This window comes from Pedobacter yonginensis, assembly GCF_003173595.1.
Lineage (GTDB): Bacteria > Bacteroidota > Bacteroidia > Sphingobacteriales > Sphingobacteriaceae > Pedobacter > Pedobacter yonginense.
Map to the genome: position 1 here is coordinate 935,366 of NZ_QGNZ01000001.1, position 19,572 is coordinate 954,937.

The following is a 19,572-nucleotide window of genomic DNA, read 5'->3' on the forward strand; positions in this document are numbered from 1 at the left end:
TGATATGGCGAGTATAAAGAATTTGATTTTGCAGGGTGAAGGGGTACGGTTAGATTTTAAAAAAACCATTACCAATACAGAGAAGATCGCTAAAAGCTTGGTTGCATTTGCTAATAATAAAGGTGGTAAATTATTGATTGGCGTGGCAGATGATGGCTCGATTAAAGGGGTAAAATCTGAAGAAGAAGAAAAATACATGATTCTTACCGCGGCGCACCAGTTTTGCAAGCCCGCTATAGAACCAAATTTTGAGGAAGTTTACGTGGATGATAAACTCGTTCTCGTTGTCAATATTCCTGAAAGCGACATTAAGCCACATTATGCCATGGATGAAAATAAAAAGTGGTGGGCTTATATTCGTATTGATGATAAAAGCGTGCTCGCAAGCAGAATAATTGTAGATGTTTTAAAACAAGAATACAAAAACGATGGGGTGCTCATCTCCTATTCAGATAATGAGAAAAAACTGTTGGAGTATCTTGATGCAAATGGAAAAATTACCTTGAAAGAATACAGCAAGTTATTAAGAAGCTCCTACCGAAAAGCACAGAAGGTTTTGGTGAGTTTAATTCTAACCAATGTAATTAAGTCCAATACCTCTGAAAAGGAAGAATATTTCACAGCTGTTAAGTAATTCCTTATTAAAAGCGTTCTTGTGCCATTGTAGGAAACTTTTGCCCTCATAAAGCGGGATGCAAAATTAACTTTTGGTTAAGTAGCTTTTCTAAAGCTTAAAAAACCGACCTTTGCAAACCTATGTTATCTACACTTTACGCCAAATATAAACCGTATTATAAGGAAAATCTTCACTTGGCATTGCCCATAGTGGGCTCTCAAATTGGTCATACTTTGGTTCAAATGGCTGATAGTATTATTGTTGGTCATTTTACTGATACCACCCAACTGGCCGCAGTTTCACTGGTAAACAGCATATTTATATTGATTTTGGTGATTGGCTTGGGCGTTTCTTATGGCTTAACACCGCTTATTGCTCAAGAAAATGGAAAACAAAATTTTGCTGAATGTGGACGGCTTTTATCCAGCAGTTTAATAATTAATATCCTTATTGGCATTTTACTCTATGTTTTAGTTCACTTTGGTGTATTGCTAATTATTGATCATTTGGATCAAACGCCGGCGGTTGTGGCCTATGCAAAACCATATCTGGGTTTACTATCCATTTCCATTATCCCCTTATTAATTTTTCAAACCTTTAAACAGTTTGCTGAAGGTCTGGGCTTTACCAAACAAGCCATGTTTGTTTCCTTATGGGGAAACCTCATCAACATCATATTGGGGATAATCTTGGTGAAAGGGATGTTTGGCTTTAAATCATTAGGAGTGAGTGGGGTTGGATGGAGCACATTGATCGATAGAATTTTAATGGCCGTAGCTATGAGTGTTTATGTGCTGCGATCAAAGAATTTCAAGAAATACCTGGTAGCGTTTAAGGCTACGTTTATCGATCGAGTTAGGGCGCTTAAGATTATTAAAATCGGGATGCCTGTGGCAATGCAATATTCATTTGAGATTAGCGCATTTAGTGGTGCTGCTCTTCTGATTGGAACAATTGGCGCTGTAGAACAGGCGGCGCACCAAATTGCCATTAGCTTGGCCGCAATGACTTACATGATTGCCAGTGGCGTAGCTTCGGCAGCAACCATCAAAACGGGAAATAATTTTGGTAAGAGCAATTTTGTTGATTTACGCAGATCTGCAATAGCCAGTTACCATGTCATTATTGTATTTATGAGTTTTACGGCAATAATTTTTGCCTTGGCTCATAACCTATTGCCGTTCATTTATACTGATGACATAACCGTAATCCCAATTGCTGCTCAACTCTTAATTATTGCAGGTTTTTTTCAATTGTTCGATGGTACTCAGGTTGTTGGACTAGGTGTTCTACGCGGTTTAGGCGATGTGAACGTTCCAACTTTTATTACTTTTCTAGCCTATTGGGTCGTAGGTATTCCTGTCGGTTATGTGCTAGGCTTTCCATTGGGCTTAGGCGTAAACGGAATCTGGTATGGCTTAACTTTTGGCTTATTAACGGCCTCTATCCTATTATTTCTTAGGTTTCAAAACAAAACAAGAGCTTTGAACATCCCTTCAGATTGAAAAAACTTATAAGGCATCAATCGCAGCTATTTTCCGCCGACGTTAAAAATAAGACCAATTGTAAAAATGGAATTACCCGCAGACATATAATCTCGGTTTTTTAAGCCAATGTTACTGCTCGTTGTATATTGCAGTTGAATAATCTTACTCAATTGCATTCGAGTAAAAAAGATGGGCTCAAAGAAAATGTTATCCTCTTTAGGTTGAACGACGCCATTCAAAAAAAATCTATCCATTTTCACATGGCTAATCCGAAGCGCTGTACCGTAGTTGATCGGAAAGTTTGTACCGAAAAGCTTGAAATTATTTTTCTTTTTTGAGCTATAGTTTACTTGGAGAAAGGATTTCCGGTAATCTACTTCTTGTAACTGACTGCTGATTAAGACATCATTTTTGAAATCTCTAAAGGTAATGTCGCTCCAGCCTTTACCCACCCCTGCATAAATCTCAATTATTCTATTGTTGTCTGGTCCGAACGTATCAAAGTAACCACCACCAATTTCGATGAGTTTATGATTAAAATCTTTCGCCTTGCGTTCATTATCCATTACTGAACCGCTAAACAGCACGCCGATATGATCTGAAACGGCATAGGCACCGTTAATGCTGGTGTTGCCTTTTAAAGAGATGTGGCCACCGCCGCTAAATTCTCCTTGTTTGCTCAACATCGGCGTATTGGGCACATTGGGCATATATACTGAAGAACAACTGCTTATAAAAAGCGCTAAAACTGGGAGGGCTAAACGTAGGGATTTATTCATAGATTGTATATAAACACATTTTAAACGGAAAAATTGTGCTGGACTTCCATATTCATAATTTTCATCACCCGCTTAAATTCTGTATGCAGGTTGGCTTTCAAGTGGATTTTCTCTTTGGTAATTGGGTGGGCAAAACTTAATTCAGATGCATGGAGTAGCATGGTGGTCATATCCCATTGTTCTAAAAAGAATTTGTTTTGTTTGTTGCATCCGTGCGTTCGATCTCCAATAATGGGATGCAGAATGTGACTAAAGTGTCGCCTAAGCTGGTGCATCCTACCTGTTTTGGGCATGGCCTCAACCAGCGAATACCGAGATGTTAGATGTTTTCCAAAAGGCACATCAACTTCTGCATGTTGCAAAGTTTTAAAGCAGGTGACGGCCTCTTGCATGGTTCCGTTTTCTTTTGCTAAAGGGTAATCGATTTCCATTTGATCTGGAGAGAAACCCCTCAAAATAGCAAGATATTTTTTCTCGGTTTCAGCATTCATAAACTGCTGGTGCATAGCTGTTTCTGACACCTTATCAAAAGCAAAAAGTAAAATACCACTTGTCTTTCTATCTAAGCGATGAACTGGACTTACATGGCGCCCAATTTGATCTCTCAACATCTGCAAGGCAAATTCAGTTGCATCTCTGGCAATGGAAGATTGATGCACCAATAATCCGTGTGGCTTATTGATGGCAACTAGGTATTCGTCTTGATAGATGATTTCCAACATAATGCGCGAAGATAGTAATATTCCAAACGTTTAGGGATTAAGAGGCAATCCTAACTAAAAATATCAAAAGCCAATCGGTAGGTATTACAGTGTGCATCTACTATGTCTTTAATATCCGTTGAATAACCACCACCCATACTAACCTGTACCGGAAGTCCTTTTGATTTAAACATTTCCAGCACATGCCGATCTCGCTCTTTACAGGCCATTTTAGATAAGGATAATTTACCAAGTTTATCCGTGGCCAAAACATCAACACCAGCCAAGTAAAATACAAAGTCGGGTTTTGAAATTTCAAGGGCCTTGTTTAGGTTAACATTTAAAAGGTTCAGATATTCCTCATCTTCAATGCCATCAGCCAAGGGAACATCTAAGTTTGATATTTCTTTCCTAAAAGGAAAATTCTTATCGCCATGCATGGAAAAAGTAAATACATTTGGGTTGTTGGTAAAGATTTCTGCGGTACCATTCCCCTGATGAACATCTAAATCGATGATTAAGATTCGATTAGCCAATTTATTATTTAATAAGTAGTTAGCACAAATGGCTTGATCGTTTAACATACAAAATCCTTCACCCCAGTTGCTTCCTGAATGGTGGGTGCCGCCGGCGACATTAAATGCAATTCCGAACTGTTGGGCAAATGCTGCTCCATCAATGGTGCCTTGAGTAATGCGCAACTCTCGCTCAATAAGCTGTGCACTCAAAGGGAATCCTATTCTCCTTTGTTCTTTTGGCGATAAGGTAAGATGCTTTAGCTGTTCCCAATACTCTCGATTGTGGGTAGAGAGAATAATCGCTTCGCTGACTGGCTCTGGACTGAAAAGATTTTCTTGTGTAATGGTGCCCTCATGCAATAGCTGTCCCGGAATAAGTTCGTACTTAAGCATGGGAAAGCGATGACCTTCAGGCAGTGGATGCGCATAAATAGGATGCCATGCAATTTTAATCATTAACTTAAAATTTCCTCTACGTGCTTTTCAATGTTATTACAGATGGTGTCCACAGGCAAGTCGTTCGCATCAATGCCGAAAGGGTCTTCTATTTCTTCAGCTATCAACTCCAAACTCGCTAATACATAGAGGATAAAAGGAACAATTAAGACAAGAAAATAACCTAAACTAAACACCCAACCAATTGGAATGGTTAGCACATACACGAAAATGAATTTCTTGATAAATGCACTGTAGGAAAATGGAATTGGGGTATTCTTGATCCGTTCACAACCTCCACAAATATCCGTAAACTGATTCACATCATTGGTTAATACAATCAGCTGTTCTTGTGATATTAATTGTCTTTCCAATAGTTCATACAACCTCGTAATCATGCTGCTGGCAATTTGATTTGGAATGTGTTTTCCATCTTCAACTTCAATTAGGAAGCTGTTTTTACCGAAATACTTCTTTTCCCTTAAATGCTCTTTCAGTGCGAAAGCATATTTGGGGATGCCGTATTCAAAAAAGCGCAAATCTTCTTCGGGTAGCTTGAGGGCTTTGATTTTCATGGCAAAGTTTCGGCTTACATTTGTTAGTGAGCCCAATAACTTGCGTCCGTCCCACCATCTATCGTAAGAGGTGTTGGTTCTAAACACCAGAAGCATAGAGATTACAAAACCTAAAAGGCTGTGCATCATGCCCACATTACTTACATAACTGCTTTTGGAAAGCTGAAAAAAATTGAGTTCAAGGAAAGCCACCACTCCAGAGAAAATGGCAACGCTAAGCATCAATGGCCATAACTTTCTAAATGTATCTGCCTTATGGATGTGGAATATAAACGTAAACCAATCTTTGGGATTGTAATTAATCATATATGGATCTTATTGTTTATTGATTTTAGCTTAATTGGATGATGTAACACTAGCGGTTCAAGATTTTCTGACTCACTTCCAACAATACCTTTCCGGTTTGATAAATGTCTTCGAAAGAGTTATAAAGGGGAATCGGGCTTAAGCGGATTACATCTGGTTCTCTCCAGTCGCCAAGTACATGCTGAGCCACCAGTCCGTCGAAAATTTGTTTTCCTTTTTCTGCTGCAATGATGGAAAGCTGAGCACCCCGATCTGCTGGATTTTTTGGCGTTATAATTTTGTATTGCTCCACTCCCAAATTCTTATTTACTTGATTAATAATAAATTCTAAATACCCAGTTAAATTAATACTTTTATTTCGGAGTGGTTGAATAAAGCCTGCCGATTCAAATATTTGTAAAGCTGCATGATGCAATGCCATTGGTATTACCTGTGTACAACTCACTTGCCAACCATCTGCACCTGCTTCTGGAACAAATCCCTTTTCCATCTTAAAGCGCTTATCCTCTTGATAGCCCCACCAACCCGCCAAACGACTCAAATCGCCATTAAAATGCTTTTCATGCACAAAAATTCCACTGATACCCCCAGGTCCAGAATTTTGATACTTGTACGAACACCAACATGCAAAATCTACACCCCAATCATGCAGTTTTACCGGAACATTTCCGGCAGCATGGGCTAAATCAAAACCAACAATTGCGCCGACTGCATGACCAGCTTTGGTAATGGACGACATATCGAACCATTGCCCAGTGTAATAATTGATGCCTCCGAAGAGAACCAAGGCAATCTCATCGCCGTCTTTTTTGATTTGAGCAACAATATCTTCCGTCCTTAATGTTTCTTCGCCATCCCTCGGAAAAACCTCTATAATCGCCTCCTTTGGGTCGTAACCATGATACCTCACTTGACTTTCTATGGCATACTGATCGGAAGGAAAAGCACCGCCCTCCATTATGATTTTAAAGCGTTGTCCTTTGGGTTGATAAAAACTTATCATCAACAAGTGCAAGTTTACCGTTAAGGTGTTCATTGGGCAAACTTCAGTCTCTAATGCGCCAACTATTGGCGCCATTAACTTTTTAAGCGCCTTATGATAAAACATCCAAGGTTCTTCTCCATCAAACCAACCCTCTACGGCAAGGTTAGCCCAGTTATCCAACTGCTTGTTAAGCACCTCTTTTGCTGCTTTAGGTTGAAGTCCTAAAGAGTTACCACACAGATATATAAATACTTTATCATTCTGCTTAGGAAAGTGAAATTCAGACCTGAATTTACTTAAGGTATCATGACTATCTTGCGCCTTGGCAAAGGTTAAACTGTTTTCGAATTTCATTCCTCAATATTACAAAAAAAGCAGGTATCGTTTCCAAACCTGCTTTTAAAGAAATTATATTTAACGTGAGTTCGGGATAATAAAAAGGTTTTTAAGATTACTCAAATTGGCAATGCCGCTTGACCTTTACATTGAGCCTTAAACCGAAATAAATATTTAATTAAAATTTCATCGTATCGTGTTTTCCCAAATCAGGCGTTTCACCAGTCACAATCGCTTTCAATGTACTGAATAATACCACAATTTTCGAAGATGATGAATCCCAATATTCAGCCTCATCTGGTGTTACCTTGATTAAGATTAATCTTGGATCTTCAACACCATCTGGGAACCAGGCTTTTACAAATGGCGAGAAATATGATTCTTTCCTAACTTTATCGTCAACGAGTTCGGCCTTACCTTTAACAGTTAAATACGTGTTGTTAGAAGGATCGCTGTAAGCTAAAAGCACATTATCATCTTTTGATATTTCTTTAGATTTAAGTGAATACTCATTGGTGTAGAACCAAATGCTTCCATCATCTTCAATTTTGGCTGTGCCCATTGGTCTGCTTCCAAATTCATCGCTTGCAGAAAATGTGGTGAACATACAAGTACGCACGCTTTCTGCCATTTCTTTTAAAATCGATATATTTTTTTCGTTTTTCATCTTTTAAGTATTTGAATGAAAAACAGGCTGAGGGGCAAAATGTTTGAGCGAAATTTAAACCTTATTGGGTTTACTTACATATTTATTTCCTTTTACAAAAAATCGCAAAGGCAGAAGTGCGTGTTCTTGAGCATACGCAACGCCTACACGTGGCACAACTGAAATTTCATCTTGGGTGTAAGCTATGGATTGATCTTCGATCCAGATTTCCGTTCCGTTCAAATCTTTTGCGTTAAAGGATTTATCAATGCCTAGTGCTTTGGCAGCAGAACCCGGCCCCGATGAAATCGCGCTCTTGGTGTAAGGCATCTTTCTTCGCTCTTCCATTATTTCTCGGCCAATCAATGGTTCGATGGCTCTAATCAAAATGGCATGGGGATCATCTTTTACAGAACTAACCACATTAAATAGGTTGTGCATGCCGTAGCACAAATATACATAGGCAATACCTCCTGCACTGTACATGATTTCGGTACGGTTGGTTCTACGACCACCATACGCGTGAGAAGCCTTATCCTTAACTCCAAAATACGCTTCTGTCTCAACAATGATTCCTGCTGTGATTTCCCCCTCAATTTGAGTGTACAAAACTTTACCAAGCAAATCTTGAGCTAGAAAAACGGCATCTTGATTTTGATAATAGGCTGGTGGTAACTTCAAAATTAGTTAAACTTATTATTTAATAGGATTTGTATAACTTGCTCTAAATAAATCTGATCGGTATCATCAAAATGATTTAAGTATTCGCTATCTACATCCAACACCCCTACTACTTCTCCATCTTTTATTAGGGGTAGAACAATCTCTGATTTGGATGCTGTAGCACAGGCAATATGTCCTGGAAATTGATCCACATCGGGCACGATTATCGTTTTTACCTCTGCCCATGATGAACCACACACACCTTTGCCTTTTTTAATCCGCGTGCAAGCCACTGGACCTTGGAATGGGCCTAGTACTAATTCATCTGATTTAACAAGGTAGAAACCTACCCAAAACCATCCAAACTGCTCTTTTAATGCTGCACAAACGTTCGCCATATTGGCTACGAAATCTGTTTCGCCGGTGAGAAGTGCTTGAATTTGTGGAATCAAGGATTCATATTGTTCTGTTTTGGACGCTGTTTTATTGATGATTAAATCTTCTGCCATTAGATTTCTTTAATTAAGGATTACAAAGTTAAACATCATATTCTGATTTCGGTTTTTTATGATGCCACATTAACAAAATTGGCATTTGCATTACAAATATCCTTAAGCGATAGAATATTGCAATTCTTTAACCGCACAATTGTTTCTAAAATCATTAGTTTTGACCAAATTAATCCTTTTGAACATGATTGTAGCTTTAACTATAACGAAGTACCGAACCGCCACCATTCCCTTTGCTTTTATTGGAATGGCGTTTTTACGCTTGCCCTTATGGTTAAATAAAAAGTGCGCCTTTTGGAAGTTAATGGGTAGCGGGAAAGACGCTCAGGTTGACTTAGCACCCGATTTTAAGCATTGGGCAATCCTTACTACTTGGGAAACCCGAGAGGATTATGATGAGTTTAACCACAATTCTATCGTGATGAAATGGTTTAGATGGTTTGGAAAGGAAGAGTTTACCATTTTACTTAACCCTCTAACTGCACATGGTTTGTGGTCTGGAAAACAACCTTTTACACTAGATAACAAAAACAAACCCATAGGAAAGGTTGCGGTAATTACCCGAGCTGCAATCAAATTTAAAAAAGTTAAGGAATTTAGAGATAATATTAAAAGGGCAGCAGTTTCTATGCGCTCGGCTCCGGGATTTATTCTATCGGCAGGAGTTGGAGAAAACCCTTATTTCGATCAAGCTACATTTTCCATTTGGGAGGATGTTGAAAGCATGAAGAATTACGCCTACAAATCTTTCGACCATGCTGATGTAATCAAAATGACTAGGGCACGCAAGTGGTATTCTGAAGAACTATTTGCCCGCTTTGAAATTCTTGAAGTACGGGGCACCTTGAATCAAAAATCGATAGAGATATAATTTAAACACCGCTTACCATTAAGATTAAAACAAAATGAGAGTAATAGCAGAGCTTCCGCATCCTGAATGTAAAATCACCATCTTCTCGATGAACCAAAAATACATTGTAAAATTTGAACAGGGCACATTTGAACAGAGCTATAAATTAGCTGAATTAGATTTGAGTGGAGGGGGAGTAAATGATGTGTTTGAGATTTTAGATGAAACCTTCATCGCGACGGTTATAGAGAGATTTAAGCTGATGCGCTCCGATTTTACACTAGCGTATAAAAGGCATCAATTTTAAGTAATTAAACCCTCTAAACAACTGATATACAACACGTAATCTATTCAATCAGAATTTTATTTGGCATTTTCAAGGTAAGTTAGTGCAAATAAAGACTAAATTTTAAACCATTACATTAACATCGTAAATTTAAGATACTGAATATTAGGTCAATAAATACGTTTACAGAATTTTATTTTGAGTGGAAAAAGCGCCAAATAATATAACGTAAACCCCTTTTAACTGATAATAACAAGAGCTAGAAGAAATCTAGTATTCTTAAGATGCTGAAATAAATTCAGCATGACGGATTGTTGATTCAGCCTGTCGGATGGGTTGAAAGTATCGTCACCTTCAATTGAATTCAGATACGTGGTTTTCTTTCAGAGATATATTTATTATTCCGAGCGCACATTTTTCACTTATAAAATCACAGTATCGTGAACCACTACCCTATACCAGTTTTGCGAGAATTCTGCTACGGCATCAAGATGAATTTCATCTTCTTGGTAAGCATTGTGATCTTCTAGGGAATCGAAAGTTAAGGTTAGCGAATAGGTAAATGAATTATCGGTTACGGGGCGAACTGGCGTGTGCGCAGCCAAACCATAACTGAGTGTTTTGATGTAGGAGATTTTTTTAAGGGTTTCGAAAAAATTAGCGAAATTGCTTACTTCAGCTTTGCTTAACTGAGGTTTAAGCCAAAACATTACATAGTGCTGTATCTGTCCTTTTTTTGTTGGTTCTGTCTGCATATTTAATTTAAGTTGCGTTAAATATATAAAACCATTTGGATGGGCACAAAAAAAGCGGCTATGAAACATAACCGCTTTAAAATATTATAAAAAAAATTAGTTTTTAGGTTGTACACGACCTGATTTTCTGTCTTCGCCTCTACCGATTAAATAACCACCACCTGCTCCAACTAAACCACCAATCACTGCACCTCTACCTTTTTTCTTGTCGATTAAAGCACCACCAACTGCACCTGCAACACCACCAATTACGGATCCTTTTGCAGCATCACTCCAACCTTTTTTCTTAGCGGTAGCTTGTGTACCACCATAGGTGCTTGATGAACCTCCTGAACCTGAACTTGCGTAAGATGCTGATCTAGCGCCTGACCTTCTTGCTGCTGCTAAAGCGGCTTCTTGTTTAGCTTGCTCTGCTTGTTCTTTTTTAACTAGCTCTACTTTTTTAAAGCTGTCTAAGCGTAAACTATCTTTTACAGCTTTGATGGCCAATTGTTTTTCTGCTTCTTTTTGTTTTAATGCTGCTTCTTCTTTTGCTTTGTTGTTACAAGCAAACATTACAGAACTTAATGCGATTACTACAAATATCTTTTTCATAATTTCAATTTTTTGTAATGAAGCGAGTTCAGCTTTTGATGTCCTAACCTTAGCCAAACAGGTTTCACGGGATGTGTTTTTTTAGTTATTACACATACTAAAGAAAAAATGATGCCAAAAAGTTTTTAAAATTTCTATTATTTAAATCAAATCGGAATACCAAAAACCTATTTCTGTACTAACAGCCTCATTTTCAACATCCAAATCGGCGCATTTTATTGGCGTATTAAAGGTTCTGAATACAAGGTCTCCGAGTTGGAAATCAATCTTCTGCTTAAAAATAGGTCCTTCAAATGCAAAAGTATGAAACTCTCCGTTTTCTCCGCAGGGATCAATGGTAGGTGATAAAGCTTTGATTAATTCAGTTGTGATTACTTTTCCACACAGGTGTTGGAGATTTTGTTGCGCACAAACAATGATGGTTTTATAGTGCAGTTTTAAAAATTCATCAATTAAAAGCGTTGTGTTTTTATCCCACAAAGGGAAAATGGCTTTTAAACCTAGCTCTGCAAGTTTATCTTCTCTGTATTTTCTCAAATCAGCTAGAAATATATCTCCAAAAATAGCGTGGGTTATGCCTTTTTCCTTTAATGAAGTTAATTGCTGATGCATGATTCGGTCGTACGTTTCCATATCAGGCATATCTGGAAGCTTAATTTGTATTAGCGGGATCCCGATGCTTTCCGCTTGCTTAATCAAGAGTTCTTCTCGTACACCATGCATCGACACACGATTGTATTTTTCGCTTAACGTAGTGACTAGGTATTTAATCTCAATTTCTGGATTTTGCAGGGCGTAGTGAAGTGCTAGCGTGCTGTCTTTCCCGCCACTCCAATTGAAGATACATTGCTTTTTAGTAATCATTGAGCAGGATTTCTTTTAATGTTTGTACGCCCGCTATGGCTCTTTGTTCAATTTTGACGACATTTTTATAGCGCCCAACATCAGGAATAACGGGATCGATTATGTATTTGGCAACTGATGATGGAACAAAATCGATTAGTCCTGCCGCCGGATAAACGGCTAGCGAGGTTCCAATAAGTACAAACAAATCGGCCTGATTGCAAATTTGTGCGGCGGTTTCAATCATGGGGACTGCTTCTCCAAACCACACCACATGCGGCCTAAGCTGCGAGCCTAATTCGCACAAAGCACCCATCGTTATTTCTGCACCGTTTATTGGATAAGTGAGGTTGGGATTAAGATTTGATTGTGATTTGGTTATGATGCCATGCAGGTGTGTGACTTGTGTGGAGCCTGCCCTTTCATGTAAGTCATCAATATTTTGGGTAATGATGTTTACATCAAAGTGTTCTTCTAGCTGGGCGAGAATTTCATGTGCCCGATTGGGCTGTGCGGCAAGCACTTGTGCTCTTCTTTCGTTGTAAAAATTTTGTACCAATTGCGGATTGCGCCGCCAAGCCTCTGGCGTTGCCACATCATGGATGTTGTAGCCTTCCCATAGCCCATCTGAGTCTCTAAAGGTTTTAAGACCGCTTTCTGCACTGATGCCTGCGCCTGTTAAAACAACTAATTTCATCATATGTTCAATATAGATTATTTCTGAACGGCAACTTGTTGTTTTAGGTGTTCGGAGTACTTAATGTATTTTTTACCAATGTGCTCGCTTGGTGTGAAAATATTTGGATGAAACATACAAGCCAATGCTTCTATGCCCTCTACCAAAGTACCTACGCTTGGCTGTGTAAACATATCGAAATCTGCAACGTACACCTGGTTATTTTTTACTGCTTCTAAATCTTTCCAACCGGGTTTTTGAATCAGGATTTCCATCTCCTCAATGCTTCGTACAACATCAAAACCACATGGCGCAATCACCAAAACCTCAGGGTTATACTTCCGTATTTTTTCCCATTGGTTAACGATCGAATCTCCGCCAGGATTGGAAAGCATATCTACTCCCCCTGCCGCTGCGATTTGGAAAGGAATCCAATGGCCACAGTTGTAAATGGGTTCTATCCATTCCATGAGCATTACACGTTTCAATGGTGCACGGTTTGCCCGAAGTTGATCTAAAATGTCATCGGTTTTTTTTTGGAGTTTGGCTAGGTAATTTAAAGCAACTTCCTCTTTACCTAAAGCCTTTGCTATGGTTATGGCACATTCGAATACATCTTGCAGGTTGTTTGGCGATAGTGGAACCAACTTTGGCTGCTTGCTAAGTTTCATTACAGCAGTTTCTGTACAAACGGTATCGATATTACACACTTCGCAAATGTCTTGAGTGAAGATTACATCAGGAGATATGCCCTCCAGCAATTCATCATCCACCCAATACAAACTTTTGCCTTGTGCTTTTGATGCGGAGAATATCCGATCAATTTCTATGCTGCTATAATGTTTTCCTTCAAGAACACATCTCACAATTTTTGGCAAATTTGTCGCTTCTTTAGGGCACTCGAAAGTAACACCGTACAGATGTTCTTGTAAGCCCATATCGTAAATCATTTTGGTGGCAGCTGGCAAAAATGATACTACTTTCATATAGGGATGTGATTAAATTGATTTAAGTTAAAAAAAATCCCCTTTTGAATGAACAAAAGAGGATTGATATTTTTTTACGATGCTGAATTTACAATTTTTGTGTTTGTAGTTTCAACACCGGGTATTTTGCTTTTAGAAGTTCAAATGCTCCAAAAAGGATTGCACCATAGATAATTGTTCCTTCTAAAAATCTAATTTCGAAAGGAATGGCTTTTTCTAAGCATAACCAAAATCCCGCTAAATCTTGTGTAAAAGCTGGATTTCTAAACCATACTGGTATGTCGGTAACAATCCAATGGATAAAAACGATTACCAATGTAGATGACACTAAACTCACGGTAGTGATGTTTTTCAACAAAACCCTTCCCACTAAGACCATCAGTGCAAAAGCGCCATACACCCAGTACCAACCTTCGTATAAAAAGCCATTGCTGTATTTACTAAAAATTGTGGTAGCAAGAATGAAATCGCTTAAGAACAAACTCAATAATGGAAAGGCAAATGCTTTAAGATTGTCCTTAAAATAAGCTCCACCAAACAATGCAACAGCTCCTATTGATGAAAAATTAGCAAACTGCAATGCATCAGAATTGAAGGTTACCAACAAGCGGAAAGCCGTTAAAACCAGTATCATGAATAACAATATAGCCGTACGTGGATTAAATTTTAAATGTGACATATTTATAATTGGTAGTTATGATTAAGTATGGAAGTTTTAAAGGTGCAAAGTTATATTTTCTTATCGGATATTAAAACTTACACCTGTATTAAAGTTGAAACCTAAGCTGTTGTAACCTATAATTTCGGTGTACTTTTCGTTTAGTATATTTTTTGCATCGAAGAAGATTTTAACTCTCTTTTTCGCCAATGCGTATTCGGCATAGGCATTTAATAGTTTATAGGCTGGCAAGGTTTCTACTTGGTAGGTACTAAAGTTACCATCTGTACGGTTCCCGAAGTATCTGTAATTTGCGCTGACGTATAAATTTTCGGTGGCTTGAACACCAGCAGTTAGCCCAAAAGTATGCTTTGGTCTTCTAAATAGATAATCTGCAATTGCATTATCAACGAAGTTAAATTCATTGCCTTCTACATAAGCATAGTAACCATTGATGTTGAACACACCAATTTTAACGGCAGGTTCTACTTCAAAACCTTTGGTTTTTTGGCTGATTTGGTTGATGTATCCTGCGGGATAGGCGTAAATAATGGCATCGGTTAAATCTCGTTTAAAGCCGGCCACTCTTAAAGTAAATTTCTCATCAGCGAAGTTAAAGTTTACACCTGCCTCATAATTCTGTGATTTTTCTGGCTTAAGCGCCAGATTTGCACCAAACTGTCCGAAAAGCATGCTTAACGTGGGTATTTTAAATGCCGTTGAAATGGTTCCAAACAATTTAACTTCTTTAATAATGTTGATGCTTGGGCTTATGGTATAAGTATAGTTTTCGCCATATTGCTCATGTTTGTTGTATCGGCCACCAACTTCTAGGTTAAATACACTCAAATCATGCAAGAATAGCGAACCATAAGCGGCAAAGATATTGGTTTCTGGACGATTGACGCCCGATGTTAGTTTCATTACGCGGTTATCAATACCGACCAATAAATCTAACTTGCTGCCCAACTTTTGGTTATAGAATAAATCAATTAAAGATATTTTACCTTGCCCAACGCTTGGAAACGAAGTGCGGGAATCATTTAACGTGCTTTCGTAACTGTAATTTAAGGTTACTTTGCCTGTATTAAATTCATATTTGGCATTGGTTCCGGCGGCAACATTTTTTAAGATGGAATAATTGGCAGCATCAGTAAAAGAGCCTCCATCGAAATTATAGTTTCCATGAAAATAACGGACAAATGGATTAACCGAAAAATGTTTATCCAATTGAATTCCAAAGTTAGCGTTCACGCCGTCGCTTTTAAAGCCATCTTTATCAAATACAGCTGTATTGCCTACTGGGTTTGCTGCTTCTGAAATGCCGTCGGTTTTATTGTGCGTGTAATTAATGTTGTAAGAAAAACCATCTACCGCTCCATTCAGTCCGATAGTACCTTTATAGGTTTCGTAACTGCCTGCACTGGCCACACCGTAAATGGTATTTCCTTTTGGTCCACCCTTTTTGGTGATGATGTTGATTACCCCCCCGATGGCATCCGATCCGTAAATGGTAGATTGCCCGCCTCTCAAAATTTCTATGTGATCGATCTGATCTATGGAGAATAAACGCAAATCGAAAGCACCGCCATTACCTGAAGGATCGTTTTGAACAATTCCATCTATTAACACTACGGCATAAGCACTCCCTGCACCACGAAAAAATACCGATTTGTTCTGCCCTGGGTTGCTACTGGAGCCGGCAACGATAATTCCAGCTTGCTCGCTAATTAATTCTGGAAGGGATTTTCCATGACTGCGATCCAAGGTTTCTCGGCTAATGATGGAAACGACTTTACCTGTTTGCGATTGTTTTTGATTGTTTTTTGTTGCAGAAATTACAACATCTTTAAGTTTTAAACTGTCTTGAGCAGTAGCCGATTGGCTAAGCGTTAATTGAGCAAACCCTAGGCCCGCTGCAATTAAAATTCTTTTTTTGTTCATTTGATTGTGAGTTTTACCCACAGCCAACAGATTAGAAAAGGAAATGAAAATACGTAATACGTTTAGTACCTCAATCCTAGCTTCAATCCCCGAAAGCTATGAAATTATATGCTAAGGCAGGTCTTCTGACTTACTCCCGATGTTTTCTGCCTTCCCGTTTTTGTTAACAGTGGCTTTAAGATTGAAAAATCGTTGCGGAGCTTACAGCTGCGGGACAGTTGCAGAGTTACACTGCATTCCCTTTTAATCCCGATTGTAAAGTCGGGAACCAAAAGCGCTGCAAAAGTAGTAAAATAATGCATACTGTAAAATGGATGTTGGATTATAGCTTTATGGGCTTAAAATTTTACCTTTAAAAATCAATCCTTACCTAATGAAGAAAGTAGTTTTCATTTTATTTCATCTCTTTGGTTTATCGGCTATGGCGCAAAAAACAGATACAGTTTTCTTAAAAAAATTGTTAGCGTCGAAACCGGAACTATTTCAATCGGTACTAAATCACCCAGAGCAAAACCAGGTTCAAATTTTATACACACAAATTGATCGCGATGCGAAAAATATAGCCCACTTTAAAACCTTTAGTTATAACCTCAACCCAAACCATTATTTCTATCCTGCCAGTACGGTAAAGCTGGCTGCTGTAGTTTTTGCATTGGAAAAGGTAAATCGTTTAAAATCTACCGGTTTAACCTCGAAAAGTATGATGATAACCGATAGCGCATATAAAGGTCAAACTAAAGTTTTGACTGACCTCAGCGCGAAAGAGGGTTTCCCCTCCATTGAGCATTATATCAAAAAAATTCTTTTAACCAGCGATAATGATGCTTTTAATCGACTTTATGAATTTATTGGCAGGGCAGAAATCAATGCAAAATTGAAACAAAACGGCTTAAATCACAGTAGAATTTTAAATAGATTGGCTATTGGCGACGCAGGAGAATCGGCTAGGCATACCAATCCAATTAAGTTTTACAATGGAAAAAAGTTAGTTTACAACCAAACCGCACAATATGATCCAAAAAATTATGATTTAAGTTTAAGCAATTTGGTTATGGGTAAAGGTTATTTGGATAGCGCCGACAATTTAGTGAACAAGCCTTTTAGTTTAGTCGATAAAAATGCTTTTGCCATAAATGATCAACAGAAATTGATGCAGAAATTAATCTGTCCTGCATCTTTCCCAACAAAGGAACAGTTTAACTTTACAGCAGAAGATTATAAGTTGATATACACTTATATGAGTAAATTCCCAACGGAGAGCGATTACCCAAAATATAATCCCAAAGAATTTTGGCCCACATATGCCAAAATGTTGTACTACGGAAGGGAAAAGGATGCAGTTTTGGATTCAAACATTAGAATATTCAATAAGTATGGCGACAGTTATGGGTTTATCATAGACAATTCTTACTTCGTTGATTTTAAAAACAACATTGAATATTTTTTAACCGCGGTGATTCAAAGTAATGACGATGGCATTTTTAACGACAATAAGTACGAATACGATACCGTTTGTTTTCCATTTATGAAAAATTTGGGTAGAACGATTTATGATTTAGAGATTAAACGTAATAAAACCCATCAAGCCGATTTGAGTATGTTTAAAATGGATTACAGTTGGTAATTGCTCGTCATATTGAGGCTGGGTTTGCGCGAGCCTCGCAAGTGATCGTCATTGCGAGGCTGGGTTTGGGCGAGCCTCGCAAGCGATCGTCATTGCGAGGCTGGGCTTGAGAGAGCCGAAGCAATCCCTGAGTTTATGTAGTACCTTTAAGTTGCAGAAGGCGGTTAATTAAAGTTTCAGCTGGTAACGCGGGGATTGCTTCACCCCGACACACTATTCCACTTCTTCAGTTCGCAATGACGTGGGTAAACGTGATCGTCATATTGAGGCAGGGTTTGAGCGAGCCTCGTAAGTGATCGTCATTGCGAGGCTGGGTTTGAGCGAGCCGAAGCAATCCCCGAGTTTTGTGTCGGACTTTTTAAGTTACAGAAGGCAGTTGATTAAAGTTTCAGCTGGTAACGCGGGGATTGCTTCACCCCGACACACTATTCCCGTGCTTCGGTTCGCAATGACGTGGGTAAACGCGATCGTCATTGCGAGGCTGGGTTTGAGTGAGCCGAAGCAATCCCGGATATTTCGTGACCTATGGTAAACAATTACCACTTTTCAATTTCAGTCCATAAATCAATCCATTCAGGATTTTGATCATTTATAAGTTTAAGTTTTTTCAATCTACTCCCGCCTTTAATTCTCTTTTCCTCAGAAATAGCCTCTTGTATTGATGGGAAAAAATTGAAGTAAACCAGCTTTTCAATGTTATACTTATAAGTAAAACTGTTTCTATAGACTTTATCTTTGTGCTGCTTAATTCTTACCCGCAGATTAGATGTTACTCCTGTGTATAAAGTGGTGTGATGAGCGTTTGTCATGAGGTAAACCCAGCCGCCACGTTCCATATTGATTTTGTTTGTTGTTATAAGATTCTTAAACGTTGTTCATACCAGCCTACTCCCCCAACAAGGCCATTTTAGATTCACTTAACTTACCCTGTTCTTCTTCTCCTAAAATAGGAAATTTTAGATTTAAGCTTTTCATTTTCTCCTCAATAATTTCACTTATGGCTAATCGGGCAAACCACTTTTTATCTGCAGGAATAATATGCCAAGGTGCATTTTCGGTGCTGGTTTCATTTATCGCTTCCTCATAAGCCTTCATATAATCATCCCACAAGGCACGCTCCTTAATATCCCCAGAAGAAAACTTCCAATTCTTTGTTGGGTCATCTATCCGTTCCAAAAAACGCTCTTTTTGTTCTTCCCGACTTACATTTAAGAAAAATTTTAAAATCACCGTTCCATTTGCGGTTAGGTGTTCTTCAAAATTGCGAATACTTTGATAACGCTGTTTCCAAAAATCTTTACCAATTTTCTTCACATCGGCAAAGCCCGGGATATTTTCGCTTAAAATGTATTCTGGATGTACCTTACAAACCAATACATTTTCGTAGTGCGAACGGTTGTGGATTCCGATGCGTCCTCTTTCTGGCAAGGCTTTATAATGTCTCCATAAAAAATCATGTTGATATTCTTCTGAAGTGGGCACCTTAAAACTAAAAACCTGACAGCCTTGTGGGTTCAAGCCGCTCATCACATGCTCTATCGCACTATCCTTACCGGCGGCATCCATCGCCTGAAAAAGAATGAGAACAGAATGTGTTGCAGAAGCGTAAAGCTTTTCTTGAAGGTGGTTAATCTCAATTTTAGAATTAATCAGGGCATCTTTTGCCTTTTGTTTTGTATAGCCACCTGTATAATCTGTTTTAACATTTTTCAAGGAAAATTTCTTGTCGCCCTGTACAATTAAGCTCTTAAATTCGTTTTTCATACTTATATGTAAATTTTGATTGTTAGTTCATCAATT

Annotated in this window: 22 protein-coding genes and 1 riboswitch; of the genes, 5 read left to right on the forward strand and 17 right to left on the reverse strand. The window is 38.4% G+C overall.

All coding sequences use genetic code 11. From position 1 onward, the window contains the following. The first annotated feature begins 4 nt into the window (after positions 1-4). Positions 5-634 carry an AlbA family DNA-binding domain-containing protein gene (locus DHW03_RS04085; protein WP_109924449.1) on the forward strand — a complete coding sequence of 210 codons (630 nt, stop codon included), beginning with the start codon at positions 5-7 and terminating at the stop codon, positions 632-634. A 122-nt stretch (positions 635-756) separates the two neighbouring features. Continuing rightward, complete coding sequence (locus DHW03_RS04090) at positions 757-2,121, forward strand: MATE family efflux transporter (protein WP_109924450.1); 1,365 nt, start codon at positions 757-759, stop codon at positions 2,119-2,121. Between the two features lie 26 nt (positions 2,122-2,147). Here the strand turns inward: DHW03_RS04090 and DHW03_RS04095 are convergent, their stop codons facing one another. The 8 genes from DHW03_RS04095 to DHW03_RS04130 all read right to left on the reverse strand — a co-directional run bounded on the left by DHW03_RS04095 (position 2,148) and on the right by DHW03_RS04130 (position 8,556). Then, a complete protein-coding gene (locus tag DHW03_RS04095; RefSeq protein ID WP_109924451.1) occupies positions 2,148-2,882 on the reverse strand; it encodes a hypothetical protein in 735 nt (244 codons plus the stop codon). 20 nt (positions 2,883-2,902) lie between these two features. Continuing rightward, positions 2,903-3,604, reverse strand: coding sequence for a pseudouridine synthase (locus DHW03_RS04100; protein WP_109924452.1), 702 nt, complete (start codon positions 3,602-3,604; stop codon positions 2,903-2,905). Between the two features lie 50 nt (positions 3,605-3,654). Then, positions 3,655-4,557: a histone deacetylase family protein gene (locus tag DHW03_RS04105; RefSeq protein ID WP_109924453.1), complete on the reverse strand. Its 903-nt coding sequence runs from the start codon at positions 4,555-4,557 to the stop codon at positions 3,655-3,657. Next, on the reverse strand, positions 4,557-5,417 hold the full coding sequence (locus DHW03_RS04110; protein ID WP_109924454.1) for a bestrophin family protein: 861 nt from the start codon (positions 5,415-5,417) through the stop codon (positions 4,557-4,559). The genes DHW03_RS04105 and DHW03_RS04110 overlap by 1 nt, the downstream gene beginning before the upstream one ends. 49 nt (positions 5,418-5,466) lie before the next feature. Beyond that, entirely contained in the window at positions 5,467-6,756 is a 1,290-nt protein-coding gene (gene kynU, locus DHW03_RS04115) for a kynureninase (RefSeq protein ID WP_109924455.1), read from the reverse strand. Positions 6,757-6,916: 160 nt separating this feature from the next. After that, the gene (locus DHW03_RS04120) at positions 6,917-7,405 is read right to left on the reverse strand and encodes a pyridoxamine 5'-phosphate oxidase family protein (protein WP_109924456.1); all 489 of its coding nucleotides are present in this window, start codon (positions 7,403-7,405) and stop codon (positions 6,917-6,919) included. 54 nt (positions 7,406-7,459) lie between these two features. After that, on the reverse strand, positions 7,460-8,065 hold the full coding sequence (locus DHW03_RS04125) for a DNA-3-methyladenine glycosylase (RefSeq protein WP_109924457.1): 606 nt from the start codon (positions 8,063-8,065) through the stop codon (positions 7,460-7,462). Between the two features lie 2 nt (positions 8,066-8,067). Further along, the gene (locus tag DHW03_RS04130; RefSeq protein WP_109924458.1) at positions 8,068-8,556 is read right to left on the reverse strand and encodes a GAF domain-containing protein; all 489 of its coding nucleotides are present in this window, start codon (positions 8,554-8,556) and stop codon (positions 8,068-8,070) included. 160 nt (positions 8,557-8,716) lie between these two features. Here DHW03_RS04130 and DHW03_RS04135 point away from each other — a divergent pair, with 160 nt between their 5' ends. Together DHW03_RS04135 and DHW03_RS04140 are read left to right on the forward strand one after the other, a co-directional pair. Beyond that, entirely contained in the window at positions 8,717-9,427 is a 711-nt protein-coding gene (locus tag DHW03_RS04135; RefSeq protein ID WP_240618463.1) for a DUF3291 domain-containing protein, read from the forward strand. A 34-nt stretch (positions 9,428-9,461) separates the two neighbouring features. Then, a complete protein-coding gene (locus DHW03_RS04140) occupies positions 9,462-9,713 on the forward strand; it encodes a hypothetical protein (RefSeq protein WP_109924460.1) in 252 nt (83 codons plus the stop codon). Between the two features lie 401 nt (positions 9,714-10,114). On the opposite strand, the gene DHW03_RS04145 is transcribed toward DHW03_RS04140, so the two are convergent. From DHW03_RS04145 to DHW03_RS04175, 7 genes are all read right to left on the reverse strand, one after another. Then, positions 10,115-10,447 carry a Dabb family protein gene (locus DHW03_RS04145; protein WP_109925003.1) on the reverse strand — a complete coding sequence of 111 codons (333 nt, stop codon included), beginning with the start codon at positions 10,445-10,447 and terminating at the stop codon, positions 10,115-10,117. Positions 10,448-10,543: 96 nt separating this feature from the next. Next, a complete protein-coding gene (locus DHW03_RS04150; protein WP_109924461.1) occupies positions 10,544-11,041 on the reverse strand; it encodes a YMGG-like glycine zipper-containing protein in 498 nt (165 codons plus the stop codon). A gap of 141 nt (positions 11,042-11,182) precedes the next feature. Next, positions 11,183-11,905: a Dph6-related ATP pyrophosphatase gene (locus tag DHW03_RS04155; RefSeq protein ID WP_109924462.1), complete on the reverse strand. Its 723-nt coding sequence runs from the start codon at positions 11,903-11,905 to the stop codon at positions 11,183-11,185. Beyond that, positions 11,895-12,584: an SIR2 family NAD-dependent protein deacylase gene (locus DHW03_RS04160; protein WP_109924463.1), complete on the reverse strand. Its 690-nt coding sequence runs from the start codon at positions 12,582-12,584 to the stop codon at positions 11,895-11,897. Before DHW03_RS04160 ends, DHW03_RS04155 begins: the two co-directional genes overlap by 11 nt. A 14-nt stretch (positions 12,585-12,598) precedes the next feature. Then, on the reverse strand, positions 12,599-13,546 hold the full coding sequence (locus DHW03_RS04165; RefSeq protein ID WP_109924464.1) for an ABC transporter substrate-binding protein: 948 nt from the start codon (positions 13,544-13,546) through the stop codon (positions 12,599-12,601). Positions 13,547-13,634: 88 nt separating this feature from the next. Continuing rightward, a complete protein-coding gene (locus tag DHW03_RS04170; RefSeq protein ID WP_109924465.1) occupies positions 13,635-14,225 on the reverse strand; it encodes a DUF6580 family putative transport protein in 591 nt (196 codons plus the stop codon). Between the two features lie 60 nt (positions 14,226-14,285). Beyond that, the gene (locus DHW03_RS04175; protein WP_109924466.1) at positions 14,286-16,148 is read right to left on the reverse strand and encodes a TonB-dependent receptor plug domain-containing protein; all 1,863 of its coding nucleotides are present in this window, start codon (positions 16,146-16,148) and stop codon (positions 14,286-14,288) included. Positions 16,149-16,246: 98 nt separating this feature from the next. Next, a riboswitch (cobalamin riboswitch) is annotated at positions 16,247-16,436 on the reverse strand. Positions 16,437-16,521: 85 nt separating this feature from the next. Between DHW03_RS04175 and DHW03_RS04180 the strand changes: the two genes are divergently transcribed. Next, on the forward strand, positions 16,522-17,772 hold the full coding sequence (locus tag DHW03_RS04180) for a serine hydrolase (RefSeq protein ID WP_109924467.1): 1,251 nt from the start codon (positions 16,522-16,524) through the stop codon (positions 17,770-17,772). Between the two features lie 536 nt (positions 17,773-18,308). On the opposite strand, the gene DHW03_RS04185 is transcribed toward DHW03_RS04180, so the two are convergent. Further along, a complete protein-coding gene (locus DHW03_RS04185; RefSeq protein ID WP_109924468.1) occupies positions 18,309-18,608 on the reverse strand; it encodes a GIY-YIG nuclease family protein in 300 nt (99 codons plus the stop codon). A gap of 49 nt (positions 18,609-18,657) precedes the next feature. Continuing rightward, a complete protein-coding gene (locus DHW03_RS04190; RefSeq protein ID WP_109924469.1) occupies positions 18,658-19,536 on the reverse strand; it encodes a polyphosphate kinase 2 family protein in 879 nt (292 codons plus the stop codon). Positions 19,537-19,572: the final 36 nt, after the last annotated feature.

Bases quoted from the DNA above. Each gene is read 5' to 3' on its own strand.
- DHW03_RS04130 (WP_109924458.1), bottom strand. From the start codon at position 8,556: ATGGCAGAAGATTTAATCATCAATAAAACAGCGTCCAAAACAGAACAA.
- DHW03_RS04145 (WP_109925003.1), bottom strand. From the start codon at position 10,447: ATGCAGACAGAACCAACAAAAAAAGGACAGATACAGCACTATGTAATG.
- DHW03_RS04160 (WP_109924463.1), bottom strand. From the start codon at position 12,584: ATGATGAAATTAGTTGTTTTAACAGGCGCAGGCATCAGTGCAGAAAGC.
- DHW03_RS04100 (WP_109924452.1), bottom strand. From the start codon at position 3,604: ATGTTGGAAATCATCTATCAAGACGAATACCTAGTTGCCATCAATAAG.
- DHW03_RS04180 (WP_109924467.1), top strand. From the start codon at position 16,522: ATGAAGAAAGTAGTTTTCATTTTATTTCATCTCTTTGGTTTATCGGCT.
- DHW03_RS04165 (WP_109924464.1), bottom strand. From the start codon at position 13,546: ATGAAAGTAGTATCATTTTTGCCAGCTGCCACCAAAATGATTTACGAT.
- DHW03_RS04090 (WP_109924450.1), top strand. From the start codon at position 757: ATGTTATCTACACTTTACGCCAAATATAAACCGTATTATAAGGAAAAT.
- DHW03_RS04190 (WP_109924469.1), bottom strand. From the start codon at position 19,536: ATGAAAAACGAATTTAAGAGCTTAATTGTACAGGGCGACAAGAAATTT.
- kynU (WP_109924455.1), bottom strand. From the start codon at position 6,756: ATGAAATTCGAAAACAGTTTAACCTTTGCCAAGGCGCAAGATAGTCAT.
- DHW03_RS04140 (WP_109924460.1), top strand. From the start codon at position 9,462: ATGAGAGTAATAGCAGAGCTTCCGCATCCTGAATGTAAAATCACCATC.
- DHW03_RS04095 (WP_109924451.1), bottom strand. From the start codon at position 2,882: ATGAATAAATCCCTACGTTTAGCCCTCCCAGTTTTAGCGCTTTTTATA.
- DHW03_RS04150 (WP_109924461.1), bottom strand. From the start codon at position 11,041: ATGAAAAAGATATTTGTAGTAATCGCATTAAGTTCTGTAATGTTTGCT.
- DHW03_RS04110 (WP_109924454.1), bottom strand. From the start codon at position 5,417: ATGATTAATTACAATCCCAAAGATTGGTTTACGTTTATATTCCACATC.
- DHW03_RS04085 (WP_109924449.1), top strand. From the start codon at position 5: ATGGCGAGTATAAAGAATTTGATTTTGCAGGGTGAAGGGGTACGGTTA.
- DHW03_RS04120 (WP_109924456.1), bottom strand. From the start codon at position 7,405: ATGAAAAACGAAAAAAATATATCGATTTTAAAAGAAATGGCAGAAAGC.
- DHW03_RS04175 (WP_109924466.1), bottom strand. From the start codon at position 16,148: ATGAACAAAAAAAGAATTTTAATTGCAGCGGGCCTAGGGTTTGCTCAA.
- DHW03_RS04105 (WP_109924453.1), bottom strand. From the start codon at position 4,557: ATGATTAAAATTGCATGGCATCCTATTTATGCGCATCCACTGCCTGAA.
- DHW03_RS04185 (WP_109924468.1), bottom strand. From the start codon at position 18,608: ATGGAACGTGGCGGCTGGGTTTACCTCATGACAAACGCTCATCACACC.
- DHW03_RS04170 (WP_109924465.1), bottom strand. From the start codon at position 14,225: ATGTCACATTTAAAATTTAATCCACGTACGGCTATATTGTTATTCATG.
- DHW03_RS04155 (WP_109924462.1), bottom strand. From the start codon at position 11,905: ATGATTACTAAAAAGCAATGTATCTTCAATTGGAGTGGCGGGAAAGAC.